Annotated in this window: 14 protein-coding genes and 1 pseudogene; 4 read left to right on the forward strand and 11 right to left on the reverse strand. The window is 68.9% G+C overall.

Annotated elements, in window-relative coordinates; genetic code table 11:
* Positions 1 to 33 precede the first annotated feature (33 nt).
* Complete coding sequence (locus DMO17_RS11740) at positions 34 to 498, reverse strand: outer membrane lipoprotein (protein ID WP_110682669.1); 465 nt, start codon at positions 496 to 498, stop codon at positions 34 to 36.
* 179 nt (positions 499 to 677) lie between these two features.
* Between DMO17_RS11740 and DMO17_RS11745 the strand changes: the two genes are divergently transcribed.
* Positions 678 to 920, forward strand: coding sequence for a hypothetical protein (locus tag DMO17_RS11745; RefSeq protein ID WP_110682670.1), 243 nt, complete (start codon positions 678 to 680; stop codon positions 918 to 920).
* On the opposite strand, the gene DMO17_RS11750 is transcribed toward DMO17_RS11745, so the two are convergent.
* The 8 genes and pseudogenes from DMO17_RS11750 to dinG all read right to left on the reverse strand — a co-directional run bounded on the left by DMO17_RS11750 (position 917) and on the right by dinG (position 11,883).
* A complete protein-coding gene (locus DMO17_RS11750) occupies positions 917 to 2,047 on the reverse strand; it encodes a glycerate kinase (protein WP_110682671.1) in 1,131 nt (376 codons plus the stop codon). The genes DMO17_RS11745 and DMO17_RS11750 overlap by 4 nt on opposite strands.
* Before the next feature lie 48 nt (positions 2,048 to 2,095).
* Positions 2,096 to 3,454: a GntP family permease gene (locus DMO17_RS11755; RefSeq protein ID WP_110682672.1), complete on the reverse strand. Its 1,359-nt coding sequence runs from the start codon at positions 3,452 to 3,454 to the stop codon at positions 2,096 to 2,098.
* 125 nt (positions 3,455 to 3,579) lie between these two features.
* Positions 3,580 to 4,668 (reverse strand): sugar diacid recognition domain-containing protein, encoded by a 1,089-nt coding sequence (locus tag DMO17_RS11760; RefSeq protein WP_110682673.1) that lies wholly within the window; start codon positions 4,666 to 4,668, stop codon positions 3,580 to 3,582.
* Positions 4,669 to 4,699: 31 nt separating this feature from the next.
* Complete coding sequence (gene pdxH, locus DMO17_RS11765; protein ID WP_110682674.1) at positions 4,700 to 5,389, reverse strand: pyridoxamine 5'-phosphate oxidase; 690 nt, start codon at positions 5,387 to 5,389, stop codon at positions 4,700 to 4,702.
* 42 nt (positions 5,390 to 5,431) lie between these two features.
* A pseudogene (locus tag DMO17_RS11770) lies at positions 5,432 to 6,121 on the reverse strand (OmpA family protein); the annotation flags it as partial.
* Between the two features lie 23 nt (positions 6,122 to 6,144).
* Positions 6,145 to 7,290, reverse strand: coding sequence for a serine hydrolase domain-containing protein (locus tag DMO17_RS11775; RefSeq protein WP_110682716.1), 1,146 nt, complete (start codon positions 7,288 to 7,290; stop codon positions 6,145 to 6,147).
* Between the two features lie 108 nt (positions 7,291 to 7,398).
* Complete coding sequence (locus DMO17_RS11780; protein ID WP_258371528.1) at positions 7,399 to 9,654, reverse strand: beta-agarase; 2,256 nt, start codon at positions 9,652 to 9,654, stop codon at positions 7,399 to 7,401.
* Positions 9,655 to 9,735: 81 nt separating this feature from the next.
* Entirely contained in the window at positions 9,736 to 11,883 is a 2,148-nt protein-coding gene (gene dinG, locus DMO17_RS11785) for an ATP-dependent DNA helicase DinG (RefSeq protein ID WP_110682676.1), read from the reverse strand.
* 79 nt (positions 11,884 to 11,962) lie between these two features.
* Between dinG and DMO17_RS11790 the strand changes: the two genes are divergently transcribed.
* The gene (locus DMO17_RS11790) at positions 11,963 to 12,427 is read left to right on the forward strand and encodes a DUF2269 family protein (RefSeq protein ID WP_110682677.1); all 465 of its coding nucleotides are present in this window, start codon (positions 11,963 to 11,965) and stop codon (positions 12,425 to 12,427) included.
* Between the two features lie 63 nt (positions 12,428 to 12,490).
* On the opposite strand, the gene DMO17_RS11795 is transcribed toward DMO17_RS11790, so the two are convergent.
* Complete coding sequence (locus tag DMO17_RS11795; protein ID WP_110682678.1) at positions 12,491 to 13,231, reverse strand: PA1041 family peptidoglycan-binding anchor lipoprotein; 741 nt, start codon at positions 13,229 to 13,231, stop codon at positions 12,491 to 12,493.
* Positions 13,232 to 13,363: 132 nt separating this feature from the next.
* Complete coding sequence (locus tag DMO17_RS20210; RefSeq protein ID WP_110682679.1) at positions 13,364 to 13,987, reverse strand: OmpA family protein; 624 nt, start codon at positions 13,985 to 13,987, stop codon at positions 13,364 to 13,366.
* Positions 13,988 to 14,148: 161 nt separating this feature from the next.
* On the opposite strand from DMO17_RS20210, the gene DMO17_RS11805 reads away from it, so the two are divergent.
* Entirely contained in the window at positions 14,149 to 14,646 is a 498-nt protein-coding gene (locus DMO17_RS11805) for a DUF6231 family protein (RefSeq protein WP_110682680.1), read from the forward strand.
* 4 nt (positions 14,647 to 14,650) lie between these two features.
* Positions 14,651 to 15,121, forward strand: a complete 471-nt coding sequence (locus DMO17_RS11810; RefSeq protein ID WP_110682681.1) for a YchJ family protein — start codon at positions 14,651 to 14,653, stop codon at positions 15,119 to 15,121.
* Positions 15,122 to 15,158 lie beyond the last annotated feature (37 nt).

The raw sequence follows: 15,158 nt of genomic DNA on the forward strand, positions 1-15,158 counted from the left end.
AGAGGCCCGGCGAGTGCCGGGCCTGCGGGTCGATCAGCGCGCGACGCGACTGGTGCCGTCGACGGTGAGGATGCGCACGCGATCGCCGACGCGGAAGATCTCGTTCTCCTGCACGGCCTGCACGTAGGCGCGTAGGGTGCCATCGTCCTCGCGCACGGTGATCTCCACGCCCTGGGTGCGGGTCAGCCCCTCCTCGGTGGCGGCGCCCAGCAGGCCACCGGCCACGGCGCCGATCACCGCGGCCACGGCGGCGCCGCGACCGCCACCGACGCCACTACCGGCCACGCCACCGATCACCGCGCCGGCGCCAGCGCCGATCGGTGTCTTGGTACCCTCGATCTTCACCGGGCGCAGCATCTCGATGGTGCCCATGCGCACGGTCTGTACCTTGCGTGCCTCGTCGCGGCTGTAGGTATCGCCGGTCAGGCTGGAGGCACAACCGCCGAGGGTCAGACTCAGGGCCACGAGGGAAGCGGTGATCAGTTTGGAATTACGCATCGAGACTCTCTCCGAATAGTGCGACAACCATTAGACCGTGCAGCCCGGCGTCTGTCACCCGCCGCGCGCCACGCCACACCTACCCGCAGAGTGTAGAGGGCGGGTGCGACATCGGGTCCGCTGTGCAGGCGACAAGCGCGGGCGCAGGATAGCTGCAGCCTCTCCCGGAAATTTCCACGATGGACTACTTCATAGTCGCGGTGACGACACTGGCCGGCCTGTACTTCCATGGCTGGCTCTACGTGCGCATCCGCCGCTGGATGGACCGCGACCTGGCGCTATCCATCGCCGCCGGCGATCCGGCCATGCAGGCCCACCTGCTGGAGAAACTGGCCGAGGCCAAGCGTCTGGGTGTGCGGCGCGGCCAGCTGGAAGACTGGCTGCACCAGGCGGCCCGGGACTACCTGCAGCGGCGCGACTAGCGGGCCAGGCGCCACAGCCGCGCCAGGTCGCAGGCGCGTGCCTGCAGCTCGGCGGCCGCGCCGGCCAGCGCCTGCTCCAGGCTCAGCGGCCCCGGCGCCAGGCTGAAGGCGGCGTCGATACCTGCCGCGTAGAGCGCCTGGTAGCCCTCGCCGAGGCTGCCGGCCAGGGCCAGCACCGGTACGCCGGCGGCCTTGGCGATGCGCGCCACGCCCACCGGGGTCTTGCCATGCAGGCTCTGCGAATCCAGGCGCCCTTCCCCGGTGATCACCAGGTCGGCGCCCTGCACCGCCGCGGCCAGGCCGGACAGCTCGGCGACCAGCTCGATGCCGGGCCGGAAGCGCGCCTTGAGCAGGGCCCGCGCGGCGAAACCGAGGCCGCCGGCGGCGCCGACACCGGGAAACTGCGCATGATCCTCGCCGAGGATGGCGGCCATTACCCGCGCATAGTGCGCCAGGGCGGCGTCCAGCGCCTCGACCTGCGCGGGGCTGGCGCCCTTCTGCGGGCCGAACACCCGCGAGGCGCCGCGCGGGCCGCACAGGGGATTGTCGACATCGGCGGCGACTTCCACCTGCACCCGCAGCAGACGCGGGTCCAGCCCGCGCAGGTCGATCTGCGCCAGCCGGGCCAGGGCCAGGCCGCCGGGGGCCAATTCCCGGCCCTCGACATCCAGCCAGCGCACGCCCAGGGCGCGCAGCAGGCCGGCACCGCCATCGTTGGTGGCGCTGCCGCCGAGGCCGAGGATGATGCGCGTGGCACCGGCATCCAGCGCCGCGCGGATCAGCTCGCCGGTACCGAAGCTGCAGGCGCGGGTGGCGTCGCGGCTATCCCGCGGCACCCAGTGCAGGCCGCTGGCGGCGGCCATCTCCAGCACCGCGGTGCCCTCCCCCAGCCAGCCCCAGTGCGCCGTCACCGCTTCGCCCAGGGGGCCGCGCACGCGCAGCTCGCGGCGTTCGCCACCGCTGGCGGCCAGCACGGCATCCACCGTACCCTCGCCGCCATCGGCCATCGGCCGCAGGAGGATCTCGGCGTCGGCGAACACCTGGCGCCAGCCGGCGGCGATGGCTTCGGCCACCTGCGGGGCGGACAGACTCTCCTTGAAGGAGTCGGGGGCTATGACGATTTTCATGGCTACGACCTTGCGCGAGGAGCGTGGCGCCCGCAGGCGCCACGGCAATTACAGCAGAACCAGGCTGAGCAGCCAGACGGTGAGGATGCCGGCGATACCCTGGATCAGGGTGGCGACGGTCTGCGCGCGGTAGGCCACGGCCACCGGCATGCGGCTGAACTGGGTAACCACCCAGAAGAAGCTGTCGTTGGCATGCGACACGGTCATGGCGCCGGCGCCGATGGCCATCACGGTGAGCACGCGGCCCATCTCGCTGTCCAGGCCGAGCTGGGCGAGCATCGGCGCGACCAGCGCCGAGGTGGTGACCAGCGCCACGGTGGTCGAGCCCTGGGCGCTCTTCAGCGCAGCCGCCACCACGAAGGGCATGAACAGGCCGATGCCCAGCGCCGACAGGGTGCTGCCCAGGTAGTCGCCCAGCGGGGTGACCTTGAGCACCGCGCCGAAGGCGCCGCCGGCACCGGTGATCAGCAGGATCGGCGCGGCCGAGAGCAGGCCCTCGACCACGTGGTCGTGGAACTCCTTGCGCTTGTCGTCGCTCTTGAGCAGGCTGCAGGCCAGCGCCAGGCCCACCAGCAGGGCCACCACCGGCTGGCCGAGGAAGCTCAGCGCCGCGAGCATGAAGCCCTCGCCCAGCGGCTTGCTGGGGAATACCGCGATCGAGCCCAGGCAGATCAGCAGGATCGGCACGAAGATCGGCGCGAAGGCCTGGAAGGCACTGGGCAGCTTGCCGTAGCGCGCCTTCAGTTCGGCGAAATCCTCGGCGGCCGGCAGCGGCAGGCCGTCGTCCTCCAGGGCGATGTCCTTGCCGATGAAGCGGTTGGCCCACCACATGCCGGCCAGGGCGGTGACCAGGGCCACCAGCAGGCCGACGGCAATGACCAGGCCGAGGCTGGCGTCCAGCCCCAGATTGCCGGCGGCGGCGATCGGCCCCGGGGTGGGCGGCACGAAGGTGTGGGTGGCGTACAGGCCGGTGGCCAGGGCCACGCTCATGGCCACCACCGAGACCTTCATGCGCGCGGCCAGGGCGTTCTTCAGCGAGTTGAGGATGACGTAGCCGGAGTCGCAGAACACCGGGATCGACACTAGGTAGCCGATGATCGACATAGTCAGGGTCGGGAAGCGCTCGCCGAGCAGGCGGATCACCGTCTCGGCCATGGTGATGGCGGCGCCGCTGCGCTCGAGGATCACCCCGATGATGGTGCCGAGCACGATGACGATGCCGATGTAGCCGAGGATGCCGCCGAAGCCGCTGGTGATGGTCTTGACGATTTCTGCGCTGGGCAGCTGGTAGGCGAAGCCGGCGACGAAGGCCGCGGCGAGCAGGGCCAGGAAGGGATGCAGCTTGAGACGGGTGGTGGACAGCACGATGAACGCGATCAGCGCCACCAGGATCAGGACCAGGAGCATGGCCGATTCCTCATTGTTGTTGTTAGGTGTGGCGGCATTGTGGCCCAGCCCGGGGGGCCGACACCCTATGCGCCAGCACCAAGCGAAGGCCCTTACAACCCAAGGCTTTTGTGCAGGCGCACAACTCAGTCCTCCAGCAACTCCAGGCCGAGGGTGAACAGCAGGCGCTGGTCGCGGCGCGCCAGGTCCAGCCCGCTCAGCTCGGCGATGCGCTCCAGGCGGTAGCGCAGGGTGTTGCGGTGGATGCCCAGGGCCTCGGCGCAGGCCTGCGGGTGGCCGTCGTGGCGACACCAGGCCGCCAGGGTCTGGCGCAGCTGGCCGCTGGCATCCTGCGCCAGCACCCGGCGCAGCGGCGCCAGCCAGCGCTGCAGCGACCAGCTGTGGCGCTGGCCGTGCAGCAGCGCCTGCAGGCGATGCTCCTCCAGTCGCAGCAGGCGCTGCTGCGGCTTGTGGAGCTGGGCATAGGCCAGCAGCTCGCGCAGGGCCAGGGCCGCCTCGCGCAGGTCGGCCAGGCCGTCCAGAGCGTCGCTGAGCAGCAGGCGGCGCACGCCCCAGCCACGCCCATCGGCCTGCTGCAGCCAGGACGCATCGTCGCGCCCGGATTGCCAGGGGCGGCCGAGCAGGAGCAGACGCGCGGCCAGCGGCCCGCACTGCTCGCCCTTGCCGGCCAGGGCGGCGAGCAGGCGCGCCGGGTCGCCCTGCTCGTCCAGTTCCAGCAGCACCAGCTGGCGCGGCCAGCCGAGCTGCAGGCCGATGCGCTCGGCTTCGGCGGCCAGCTGGGCGATCGGCACCTCGCGCTCCAGCAGCTGGCGCAGCCAGGCCTCCAGCTGGTGGCGCTGCCAGTGCCGCTCGGCCTGCAGCTGGCGCTGCTCGACCAGCATCTCGGCGGCCATGCGCACCAGCTCGGCGTAGGGGCGCACGGTCTCCGGCTGGCCGGTGATGCCGAGCACGCCGATCAGCTGTTCGGCGTGGAACAGCGGCAGGTTGACTCCGGGGCGTACGCCACGCAGGCAGGCGGCGGCCTGCTCGTCGATCTCCACCACCCGGCGGTTGGCCAGCACCAGCTGCGCACCCTCGTGGCGGGTGTGCAGGCGCTGCGGGTCGCCGCTGCCGATGATCATGCCCTGGGCATCCATGACATTGATGTTGTGCGGCAGGATGGCCATGGCGCGGTCGACTATGTGCTGCGCCAGGGTGGAGTCGAGTTCGAGCATGGAGCGGGCCTCCGCGGAAGGAGGCCCGAGTTTAGGGTGCCAGGCGCTCGCGCTGCCAGCCACTATCCAGCAGGCGGTAGTTGAGGCGGTCGTGCAGGCGGCTGGGGCGGCCCTGCCAGAACTCGATGCGTTCGGCCAGCAGGCGATAGCCGCCCCAGTGCGGCGGGCACTCCGGCGCGTGATCGAGGAAGCGCCGCTCGGTCTCGGCGAGCAGCGCCTGCAGCTCCTCGCGCCCGGCGATCACCCGGCTCTGCGGCGAGGCCCAGGCGCCCAGGCGGCTGCCCAACGGGCGCACCTGGAAATAGGCGTCGGACTCCTCGGCGGAGACCCTCTCCACCCGCCCCTCGATGCGCACCTGGCGCTCCAGGCTGGGCCAGAAGAAGGTCATGGCGGCGAAGGGACGCGCCGCCAGCTGCCGGCCCTTGGCGCTGTCGTAGTTGCTGAAGAAGGTGAAGCCGCGCTCGTCCAGGCCCTTGAGCAGCAGCACCCGGCAGTGCGGGCGGCCGTCCTCGTCGACCGTGGCCAGGGTCATGGCGTTGGGCTCCACCGGTGGTTGCTCGGTTCTCACCGCGTCGTCGAACCAGCGACGGAACAGGCTGAAGGGCTCGGCCGGGGCCTGCTCTTCGCTGAGACCGTCGCGGGTGTAGTCGCGCCGCATATCGGCGAGGGTCGGGGGGAGGCCCGGTGGGGTAGGCTCACCCGGGCTGCGCTTATCGACCATACTGCTGTCCTCGGAAGATGTCAGGCGCAGAGCTTACTGCGCCTTTTCCTTCTTCTTTTGATCTGCGGCAACCTGGGCCACCGGCAGGGCCGGTGCGGCGGCCGGCTGGCTGTACTTGGCCAGCAGGGCGACCAGGGTCGGCTTGGGCGTCAGGACGATTTCCACCCGGCGATTCAGCGCACGGCCGGCGGCGCTGTCGTTGGCCGCGCGCGGCATGTCCGGGCCGACGCCCTTGAGCAGCAGGCGGTCGCGCTGCAGGCCGCTGAGGCGGAAGATCGAGGCCACGGCCTTGGCGCGATCCTCGCTGAGCTTGAAGTTGCTGTCCAGCTGGCCGCGGCTGTCGGCATGGCCGAGGATCAGCACGCCGGTGCGCGGGTCCTTCTCGAGGATCTTGGCCACCTTGGTGAAGGGGCCGAGCACCGCCGGCATCAGCATGCTCGGGCGATCCGGATTGAACGAGCTGTCCACCGGCGCGGTCACCACCAGCACGTTCTCGCGGCGCTCCAGCTCCATCTTGCTGCCGGACAGCGCCGATTTCAGGCGCGGCTCGTACTCGTCCAGCCAGGCATCGGTGAGCTGGTGGTCGATCTTCGGCGGCGCCTTCTTCACCGCCACCGGCTTCTCCTCGCCGCCGAATGACCACCAGCTGGAGCCGCCGTCGGACTTGTCGGAGGAACCGGCGCAGGCGGCGAGGCTCAGGCAGCACAGCAGGACGAGGGAGTTCTTATGCATGGTCGATCTTCCACAAAACGGGTTCATAGGCACTGGCCCAGCGCACGCGCCAGCTTCTGCGCACGCGGGTCCATCAAAACATAGGAGCCGAGGCTGTTGGTGACGAAGCCGAAGGCGACCTCGCGCTCGGGATCGGCGAAGCCCACCGAACCGCCGGCGCCGGGGTGACCGAAGGCCTTGCGGCCGAGGCCATAGGTGGCATTGGCCACCTGCGGCTGGTCGAGCATGCAGCCGAGACCCAGACGGGTCGACGTCAGCAGGGTACGGTCCTCGCCGCAGGCATGCTCGCGGGTCATCTCGCCCAGCATTTCTGCCTCCAGCAGGCGCCCATCGAGCAGCGCGGCGTAGAAACCGGCCAGGGCACGGGCATTGCCGTGGCCGTTGGCCGCCGGTTGCTGCATGCGGCGCCATTCCGGCTTGTTGGTACTGGTGAGGATAGACGGCGGATTGGTGAAGGCGCGGGTGCTCAACGCCTCCGGCTCGCTCATCATGCACTTGAGCAGGCGCTGCGCGGCGGCGTCACCGAGGTCGCCCTTCTTGCGGGCGATATGGGCGACGCGGGGAAACTCCTGCTCGGCCAGGCCGACATGGAAGTCCAGGCCCAGCGGCTGGGCGATGCGCGCGACTATGGACTCGCCCGGGCCGCGCCCGTCGACCCGGCGCAGCAGCTCGCCGACCAGCCAGCCGTAGGTGATGGGGCTGTAGCCGTGGGCCTCGCCGGGCGTCCACCAGGGGCGCTCGGCAGCCAGGGCGGTGGTCATCTGTTGCCAGTCGTAGAGCGCCTCGGCCGGCAACAGCTGGCGCAGCGCCGGCAGGCCGGCACGGTGGCTGAGCAGCTGACGCAGGGTCACGCGCTCCTTGCCGGCGGCGGCGAACTCCGGCCACAAGCGCGCCACCGGGGCGTCCAGCTCCAGCCGGCCCTGCTCCACCAGCTGCAGCGCCGCCACCGCGGCGAAGGTCTTGGTGCAGGAAAACAGGTTGAGGATGGTGTCGCTGTGCCAGGCCTCGGCGCCATCCTTGTCGGCGCTGCCGGCCCAGATATCGATGACGGTTTCGCCGCCGATCTGCACGCACAGCGCGGCGCCGCGTTCCTGGGGATCTTCGAACAGCTCGGCGAATGCCTCCCTGAGCGGTTCGAAGCGCAGGTCGTAGTAGCCCTGGATCTGCAACTGGTACTCCTCGGTCAATGGCCGGCATTGTTCCAGCCTGAACCGCTCCTGTGAATCCTGGCCCTTTGCCCAACTCGTCTCGTCAGACCAACGGCATGTGCGCCCGCATCAGGGCCTGTTCGGCGCCAGCAGCCGTGCCGGCACCCCCAGGTTGGCCTTGCGCACCGCCGTGACGAAGCCCTGCCAGGGCCGGTCGGTGATCGCCACCAGGCCGAAGTGGCCGTTCTCGCCATCGAGCAGGCGGCCGCTCACCGGCTGGTCGAGGTACTGGAACCAGTGCACGCCGACGATGCTCGGCTCCTCCAGAGCCTTGGCCAGGAAGTGGGCGTAGGCCGGGCCACGCTCCTCCTCCTTGTAGGTCTCGACCACGCCGCCCCAGAACGGGCCGCGGTCGCGCGAGCCGAAATGGAACTCGCTGACCAGCAGCGGCTTGTCCAGCGCGCGCAGCGCGGCGAAGTCGTAGCCGTGCTGCGGCTCCCTGACATAGAAGTTGAAGCTGAGCACGTCGCAGTACTGGGCGCAGGCGGCGATGGCCTCCGGGGTGGCGACGGCGAAGCGGCCGCCGAGCAGCAGGTGGTTGGGGGCATGCCACTTCAGCGAGTCGGCGATGGTCTTGAAATAGGTGTCGGCGAACAGGCGCTGGAAGTTCTGCAGGTCCTTCTCGATCTGCGGGAACTCGGCACTCGGCAGCGGCGGCTCGAACCCCGGGTCCTCCATCAGTTCCCAGGCCTTGAGCTCGATGCCCCAGGCCTTGGACAGGCCGTTCTGGTTGCGATACTTGTCGCGCAGCTGCTTGAGGAAGGCACGTTTGGCCGGCACGTCGGTGGTCAGGCGCAGGGTGCCGTAGGCCAGGGCGTAGCGCGATTTCGGATCGTCGCCGGGGGCGGCCCAGGCCAGCTCGTTGTCGGCGAAGAAGCCGAGCAGCCAGGGGTCGTCGCGGCGGTCACGGGTGGCGATGGCGATGGCGCGCTCGGCGGCCATGGCGAAGCGCGGGTCGAAGGGGTCGGGCATGCCGCCCCACCAGTCGTGGCCAGTGCTGATGGTGGCGTAGTCGCCGGAAATCGCCAGCGGGATGCTGTAGGGCAGGCGCTTGGCGGCGCCCAGGGTGTCGTCGCTCCAGTTGCCCAGGCTGTTGAAGCCCCAGGCCTGCAGGCGGTCGAGGGCATGCTGGGTCCAGCGTTCGGCATCGAAGCCGGGCGGCGGACAGGGCGCCAGCTCGGCCGGGGCCGGGGTGGCCGCCAGCGGCGGCTGCACGGTCGGGCACGGCTGGGCGTAGCTGCGCTGCAGGTTGGCGCGGTAGAAGTCGTACCAGCGCCCATGGGCGAAGGCGCGGCCGCGGTTGGCGCCGCTGTCGCTGCGGCTGTCGCGCCGACCGTAGTAGGCGGCCAGCGGCTCGCCGTCCTTGGGCAGCGCGGCGAACATGCTCTCGCGGCCCTCCACGTAGGTCTGGCTCTGCCAGGCACTGACCGCGTTGACGCCGAGCGAGTAGAAGGGGTTGCCCTCCGGTGTCACCAGGTACCAGCGGCCATCGCGCTTCTCGGTACGGAAGAAACCCTTGGCCTCGAAAGTGGGGCCGCCCAGCCAGCCGCCGAAGCGGTCCTGCTGCGGACGCTCGGCCAGCCAGGCCTTGAGCTGCTCGCGCTCGCGGGCGGCGCCATCGCGCAGCTGCTGCTCGTTGCGCACCTTCTCCGGCCACTGGCCACGGCTGTACTGCCCGTATGCGTCGACGATGCCGGTGTAGGCCGCCTGTTGCGCGGCAGTGCCGGCCTGCACGCCGAATCGGCCGAGCAGGATGCTCTGCGGCACATCCGGACGCTGCATGCTGAGGGTCACCGCGCTGACCTGGGCGAGGTTCAGCTCACCCTCCACGGTTTCCGCCAGCAGCACGCGCTGGCCTTCCAGGTTCAGCGGCATGGGCGCGCCGGCGCGCATGCCGAGGGCCCTGGGCGAGGTGGCCGCCAGCGGCACCAGCAGGGTCTGCGCCGGGCCGGCCGGCAAGGCGATGCGGCTGCTCAGCACCTTGCCGTCGCGGCTTTCGATGCGCACCTCGAGGGTGATCGCCCAGTCCATGGCGTTCTGCAGGCGCAGGCTCATGGCGGCGGCCTGCGACCAGTCCCAGTCGCCGCTCTGCGGGCTCAGGCGCAGGCTGGGGCGCTCGGCGGCGGTGAAGGTGAAGCGGCGCAGCACCTCGCCTTCGGCGGTGGGCTCGGCGGTCAGCTCGGGGAAGCTGGCGGCCTGGCTGTCGACCTTTACCACGTCGGTGGGCTTGATGAAGCTGAACAGGGTCTGCTGGCCCTGGGGCGCGGCCACCAGGGGCGCGGCCATACCGAGGGCGAGTACGAGGGTCAGGGAACGGCAAATCATCGAACATGCACTCCGGAAGATGCCCAAGTAGACACCAGGCGGGGCGGCTGATGCCAGTCCGCCGGCTCTATCCCGAACTTGTCAGGCGATCTCGCGGCGAAACGGCGGCAGCGCGTTGAGGATCGCCTTGCCATAGCGCTGGGTCACCACGCGGCGATCCAGCAGAGTGATGGTGCCGCGGTCGGCCTCGGTACGCAGCAGGCGGCCGCAGGCCTGGATCAGGCGCAGCGAGGCATCGGGCACGGCGATCTCCATGAACGGATTGCCGCCGCGCGCCTCGATCCACTCGGCCAGCGCCGCCTCCACCGGGTCGTCCGGCACGGCGAAGGGAATCTTGGCGATCACCACGTGCTCGCAGTAGGCACCGGGCAGGTCGACACCCTCGGCGAAGCTGGCCAGGCCGAACAGCACGCTCTGCTCGCCGTCGTCGACCCGTGCCTTGTGCTTGTTCAGGGTCTCCTGCTTGGACAGGTTGCCCTGGATCAGCACTCGCTTGCGCCAGTCGCGGTCGAGGCCGTCGAACACGTCCTGCATCTGCTTGCGCGAGGAGAACAGCACCAGGGTGCCGCGGGCGTCCTGCACCAGCTGCGGCAGGTCGCGAATGATGGCGGCGGTGTGCGCGGCGGCATCACGCGGGTCGGCCTTGAGGTCCGGCACCCGCAACAGGCCGGCCTCGGCGTGGTGGAACGGGCTGGGCACCACGGCGGTGACGGCCGCCTTGGGCAGGCCGGAGCGCATGCGAAAGCGGTCGAAGGTGCCCAGCGCGGTCAGGGTGGCCGAAGTCACCAGGGCGCCGTAGGCGACATTCCACAGATTGCGGCGCAACGTTTCCGCGGCCAGGATCGGGCTGGCGTTGACCTCGATGTCGAAGGCCGCGCCGCTCTCGGCCAGGGTCAGCCAGCGCGCCATCGGCGGGCTGTCCTGCGGGTCCTCGACGGTAAAGGCGGTCCACAGCTCCCAGTTGCCCTGGGCGCGGGACAGCAGGCTGCCGAACAGCGGGTACCACTCCTCCGCCTGGTGACTGGCGAGGCCGATACTGCTGCCCTCGTCGTCCATCGCCTGCTTGAGCAGCTCGGTGAGGCGGGTGAAGACGTCAGTGAGCCTGGCGAAGCCTTTCTTCAGCTCGATGCCCAGCTCGCGCAGATGCTCCGGCACCAGGCCGCCCTCGAAGCGATGGCGCGGCCGCTCGCGCCCCTCCATGTCCTCGCCGGCGCGGAAATCGGCCAGCTGTTCGCAGGCACTGAACATGAACTGCTGCTGGGTGCGCAGTTCGCGCGCCTGCTCGGGCACCTGCTCGATCAGCCGACCGAGGTCGCCGGGCAACGGATGCTGGGCCAGCAGCTTGGTCAGGTTCTTCTCCACCTGGCCGAGCCAGTCGGCGGTGCTGCGCAGGCGGGTGAAGTGGGCGAAGTGGCCGATGGCCTTGTCCGGCAGGTGATGTCCCTCGTCGAACACGTAGATGGTCTCGCGCGGGTCCGGCAGCACGGCGCCGCCGCCCAGGGCCAGGTCGGCCAGGACCATGTCGTGGTTGGTGACGATGACATCGACCTTGGTCATGCCCTCGCGCGCCTTGTAGAAGGCGCACTGCTGGAAATTAGGACAGTGGCGGTTGGTGCACTGGCTGTGGTCGGTGGTCAGGGTGCTCCAGAGCTGGTCCTCCAGCTCCTCGGGCCAGCTGTCGCGGTCGCCGTCCCAGCGGTTGCCGGCGAGTTTCTCGATCATCTTGCTGTAGAGCTTCTGGCTCTGCTCGTCGACGTCGATGCGGAAGCCTTCCTCCTCGAACATCTGCGCCGTGGCGCTCTGTGCCTGGCCTTCCTGCAGCAGCATGTCCAGCTTGGACAGGCACAGGTAGCGGCCACGGCCCTTGGCCAGGGCGAAGCTGAACTGCAGGCCGGCGTTGCGCATCAGGTCCGGCAGGTCCTTGTGGACGATTTGCTCCTGCAGCGCCACGGTCGCGGTGGCGATCACCAGGCGCTTGCCGGCGGCCTTGGCCGCGGGAATGGCGGCCAGGCTATAGGCCACTGTCTTGCCGGTACCGGTGCCCGCCTCCACCGCCACCACCGCCGGCTCGCCGTCGCGCTGGCCTTCGTCGTTGGTCTTGATCGCGCCGAGCACCTTGGCCACTTCGGCAATCATCAGGCGCTGGCCATAGCGGGCCTTGAGGCCCTTGGCTTCGAGGAAACGGCTGTAGGCGCCCTGGATCTGGGACTTGAGTTCGGAACTGAGCATGGGCGCGAAAGGCTGGATAAATTTTCAGTAGTTTACCGATAGGTTATGCTCGCGCGCCATCGTTAACCGGAGTCTGCCGATGACTGTCTTTTCCGCCCTGTATGCCGTGCATGTGCTGGCCGCCCTGGTCTGGGTCGGCGGCATGTTCTTCGCCTGGATGATCCTGCGCCCGGCCGCCGTGGCCAAGCTGCAGGCGCCCGAGCGCCTGAGCCTGTGGCTGGAGGTTTTCCAGCGCTTCTTCCTGTGGGTATGGATCGCCGTGCTGGCACTGCCGATTACCGGCATGGGCATGCTGCACCTGCGCTTCGCCGGCTTCGAGACCGCGCCGCGCTACGTGCAGGTGATGATGGGCCTGTACCTGGTGATGCTCGCGCTGTTCCTGCGCGTACGCTTCCTGCAACTGCCGCTGCTGCGCCAGGCGGTGCAAGCGCAGGACTGGCCAGCCGGTGGCCAGGCGCTCGGGCGCATCCGTCGCCTGGTCGGCAGCAACCTGCTGGTGGGCCTGGCCCTGATGCTCATCGCCGCAGCCCGCCCGGCCTTCTGATGCGGGCGAATCTGCTCCCGCACCTTCCTGAGAAGGCACGGGAGCAGGCCACCGCCAGAAGCGCTATTGCGCAGGTTGCGCCTCGACTGACGCCTCGACACGACGGTTGACTGCACGCCCCTCGTCGGTGCCATTGTCAGCCACCGGGCGAGACTCGCCGTACCCCACCGACGAAATCCTGTCAGCCGCCACACCATACTGATTGACCAGTACGTCGCGCACGGCATTGGCACGGCGCTCGGACAGGCCCTGGTTGTAGGCATCGGAGCCGACGGAATCGGTGTGACCTTCCACCGTGGTGCTGGTCTGCGGATATTGGCTCATGAAGTCGGCCAGGGCCTTGATGTCAGCCTGGCTTTCTTCCTTGACCACCGACTTGTTGAAGTCGAACTTGACATCCAGTTCGACCCGCACCGGATCGCTGACCTCGACCACAGGCTCAGCGGCAGGCGCATCGTCCGGATAGACCGGCAACGGGCAGCCATTGTGACGAACGGGAGTATTGGGTGGGGTATCCGGACAACGGTCGCGGCGATCGAACACACCATCGCCATCCTGGTCGCCGTCCTGGGCATAACAGATCAGAGTTCCGATGACCGCACCGGCCACGGCACCTCCAGCTGCCCAGGTAGAACTTTCGATTGCGCCAAGACCGCCTCCGGCCAGGCCGCCAATCGCTGTACAAATGGGCCAGTTCCCTTGGTTTAGCGGCGCATCTCCCGTACTGGAAGTCGTGACGCAACCAGAAAGAACACTGCTGACCAAGAGAAGGGGTAATGCAGCCCTTGAGAGTCTTGTTCTCATGGCGGTGATCTCCTGTGTCACCGGTTGAATACCGGTAACACAGGAGTAAAGACCGCTCCCCCAAAGTGTACAAGCCAACCCCGGTGGGCGACCGCAGAGTTTTCGGCGGTCGCCATGCCGGGGAGAGCCGTCTTAGGGGCGTGCCTCGACTTCGGCTTCAACGCGACGGTTGATGGCGCGGCCTTCGGCAGTGGCGTTATCGGCCACCGGGCGGGTCTCGCCATAGCCGACCGAGCTGACGCGATCGCCGCCTACGCCGTACTGGTTGACCAGCACGTCACGCACGGCATTGGCACGGCGCTCGGACAGGCCCTGGTTGTAGGCGTCGGTGCCGACGGAGTCGGTGTGACCTTCAACCACGGTGGTGGTCTGCGGGTACTGGCTCATGAAGTCGGCCAGGGCCTTGATGTCGCCCTCGCTTTCGGGCTTCACGGCAGCCTTGTCGAAGTCGAACTTGACGTCCAGCTCGACGCGGACCGGCTCGGCCGGCTCCGGAGTCGGGGCCGGCTCGGCCACTTCCTCGACGACAGCAACCTGCTCCTCGGCACCATGTACCCAGCAGTAGGCTGCGGCCATGCCGGCACCCAGCAGGGCACCGCCACCTGCCCATTCGGCACTCTCGATCGCACCCAGCGCAGCACCGGTCACACCGCCAACGGCGGCGCAAGTCGGCCAATCGGTCTTCTGGATACCAGCACAGCCGGTCAGCAGGCCGCTTGCCAGGATCAGGGGTACAGCTTTCCTTGTGATACTCATCTTCTTAGGTCTCCTGTAGGGAATCGGCACACAACCGACAGCAAAGAAGTAAAGATGGCTTCCTTACTATCCGCCAGTTATAGGCAGTTTCCATACCAAGGTCCATAGGCCAATCACGCGGAGCGCGATAGTCTTGGCATTCGCACTCGGGATTTCTGCCTATGACCCTTGCATTTTCCTCCCGCACCCCGCAGCAGGCACTGGCCGCCCTGCTCGATCACCACGCCCCGCAGCGCCTGCTGCTGGTCGGCGCCAGCCAGCCGCCGGCGCTCGGCGCCTTCCAGCAGGCCCACCCGGACGCCCTGCTGGCCCAGGCGCCGGCCGGTCCCTTACCGGCGGAACTGGCCTCGCAGCGTTACGATCTGGCCCTGGTGGTGGACTGCCTGGAGCATCTGCCCAAGCGCACGGCCCTGGAGCTGCTGGGTGGCATCCGCAACCTCAATGCCAGCCGCCTGGCGGTGCTGGTCGACCTGGCTGCCTGCAACTGGCAGGAAACCGACTTCTTCGCCCTGGCCCTGCAGGCCAGCGAGCGCTTCCGGCGCGAGGGGCAGACGCTGACCCTGTTCACCTACGATCTGCGCGACTACAAGCAGGTGCCCGACTGGCTCAATGCCAAGTTCTGGGCCAACCCGGAAAACTTCGGCAAGTACTGGTGGTGACTGCATGAGCCAAGCCTGTCCCTGCGGCAGCGGTAGCGCGCTGGACGCCTGCTGCGGCCACTATCACCAGGGCACCGCCGCCCCCAGCGCCGAGCACCTGATGCGCTCGCGCTACAGCGCCTATGCGCTGGGCCTGATCGACTACCTGGTGGCCACCACCCTGCCCGCCCAGCAGCCCGGCCTTGAGCGTGACAGCATGCGTGCCTGGAGCCTGGGCAGTACCTGGCTGGGACTGGAGGTGGAAGGCAGCGAGCTGATCGGCGCGCAGCCCGAGCATGCCTTCGTCACCTTCACTGCGCGCTGGCACGACGGCAGCGGCGAGCACAGCCATCGCGAGCGCTCGGCCTTCGTCCAGCGCGATGGCCGCTGGTACTTCCTCGACCCCACGGTGCCCCTCAAGGCAGGGCGCAACGACCCCTGCCCCTGCGGCAGCGGGCAGAAGTTCAAGAAGTGCTGCGCGAGCTATCTGAGCTAGGAAAACTCTGCTTCATTTGTTGACCAGAACCCGGCAG

The sequence above is a fragment of the Aquipseudomonas alcaligenes genome, assembly GCF_003205495.1.
GTDB classification, from domain to species: Bacteria; Pseudomonadota; Gammaproteobacteria; order Pseudomonadales; family Pseudomonadaceae; genus Aquipseudomonas; species Aquipseudomonas alcaligenes_B.

What these genes read in the sequence shown, in the direction of transcription:
- DMO17_RS11740 (WP_110682669.1), bottom strand. Translation starts at nt 498, where the DNA reads ATGCGTAATTCCAAACTGATCACCGCTTCCCTCGTGGCCCTGAGTCTG.
- DMO17_RS11745 (WP_110682670.1), top strand. Translation starts at nt 678, where the DNA reads ATGGACTACTTCATAGTCGCGGTGACGACACTGGCCGGCCTGTACTTC.
- DMO17_RS11750 (WP_110682671.1), bottom strand. Translation starts at nt 2,047, where the DNA reads ATGAAAATCGTCATAGCCCCCGACTCCTTCAAGGAGAGTCTGTCCGCC.
- DMO17_RS11755 (WP_110682672.1), bottom strand. Translation starts at nt 3,454, where the DNA reads ATGCTCCTGGTCCTGATCCTGGTGGCGCTGATCGCGTTCATCGTGCTG.
- DMO17_RS11760 (WP_110682673.1), bottom strand. Translation starts at nt 4,668, where the DNA reads ATGCTCGAACTCGACTCCACCCTGGCGCAGCACATAGTCGACCGCGCC.
- pdxH (WP_110682674.1), bottom strand. Translation starts at nt 5,389, where the DNA reads ATGGTCGATAAGCGCAGCCCGGGTGAGCCTACCCCACCGGGCCTCCCC.
- DMO17_RS11780 (WP_258371528.1), bottom strand. Translation starts at nt 9,654, where the DNA reads ATGATTTGCCGTTCCCTGACCCTCGTACTCGCCCTCGGTATGGCCGCG.
- dinG (WP_110682676.1), bottom strand. Translation starts at nt 11,883, where the DNA reads ATGCTCAGTTCCGAACTCAAGTCCCAGATCCAGGGCGCCTACAGCCGT.
- DMO17_RS11790 (WP_110682677.1), top strand. Translation starts at nt 11,963, where the DNA reads ATGACTGTCTTTTCCGCCCTGTATGCCGTGCATGTGCTGGCCGCCCTG.
- DMO17_RS11795 (WP_110682678.1), bottom strand. Translation starts at nt 13,231, where the DNA reads ATGAGAACAAGACTCTCAAGGGCTGCATTACCCCTTCTCTTGGTCAGC.
- DMO17_RS20210 (WP_110682679.1), bottom strand. Translation starts at nt 13,987, where the DNA reads ATGAGTATCACAAGGAAAGCTGTACCCCTGATCCTGGCAAGCGGCCTG.
- DMO17_RS11805 (WP_110682680.1), top strand. Translation starts at nt 14,149, where the DNA reads ATGACCCTTGCATTTTCCTCCCGCACCCCGCAGCAGGCACTGGCCGCC.
- DMO17_RS11810 (WP_110682681.1), top strand. Translation starts at nt 14,651, where the DNA reads ATGAGCCAAGCCTGTCCCTGCGGCAGCGGTAGCGCGCTGGACGCCTGC.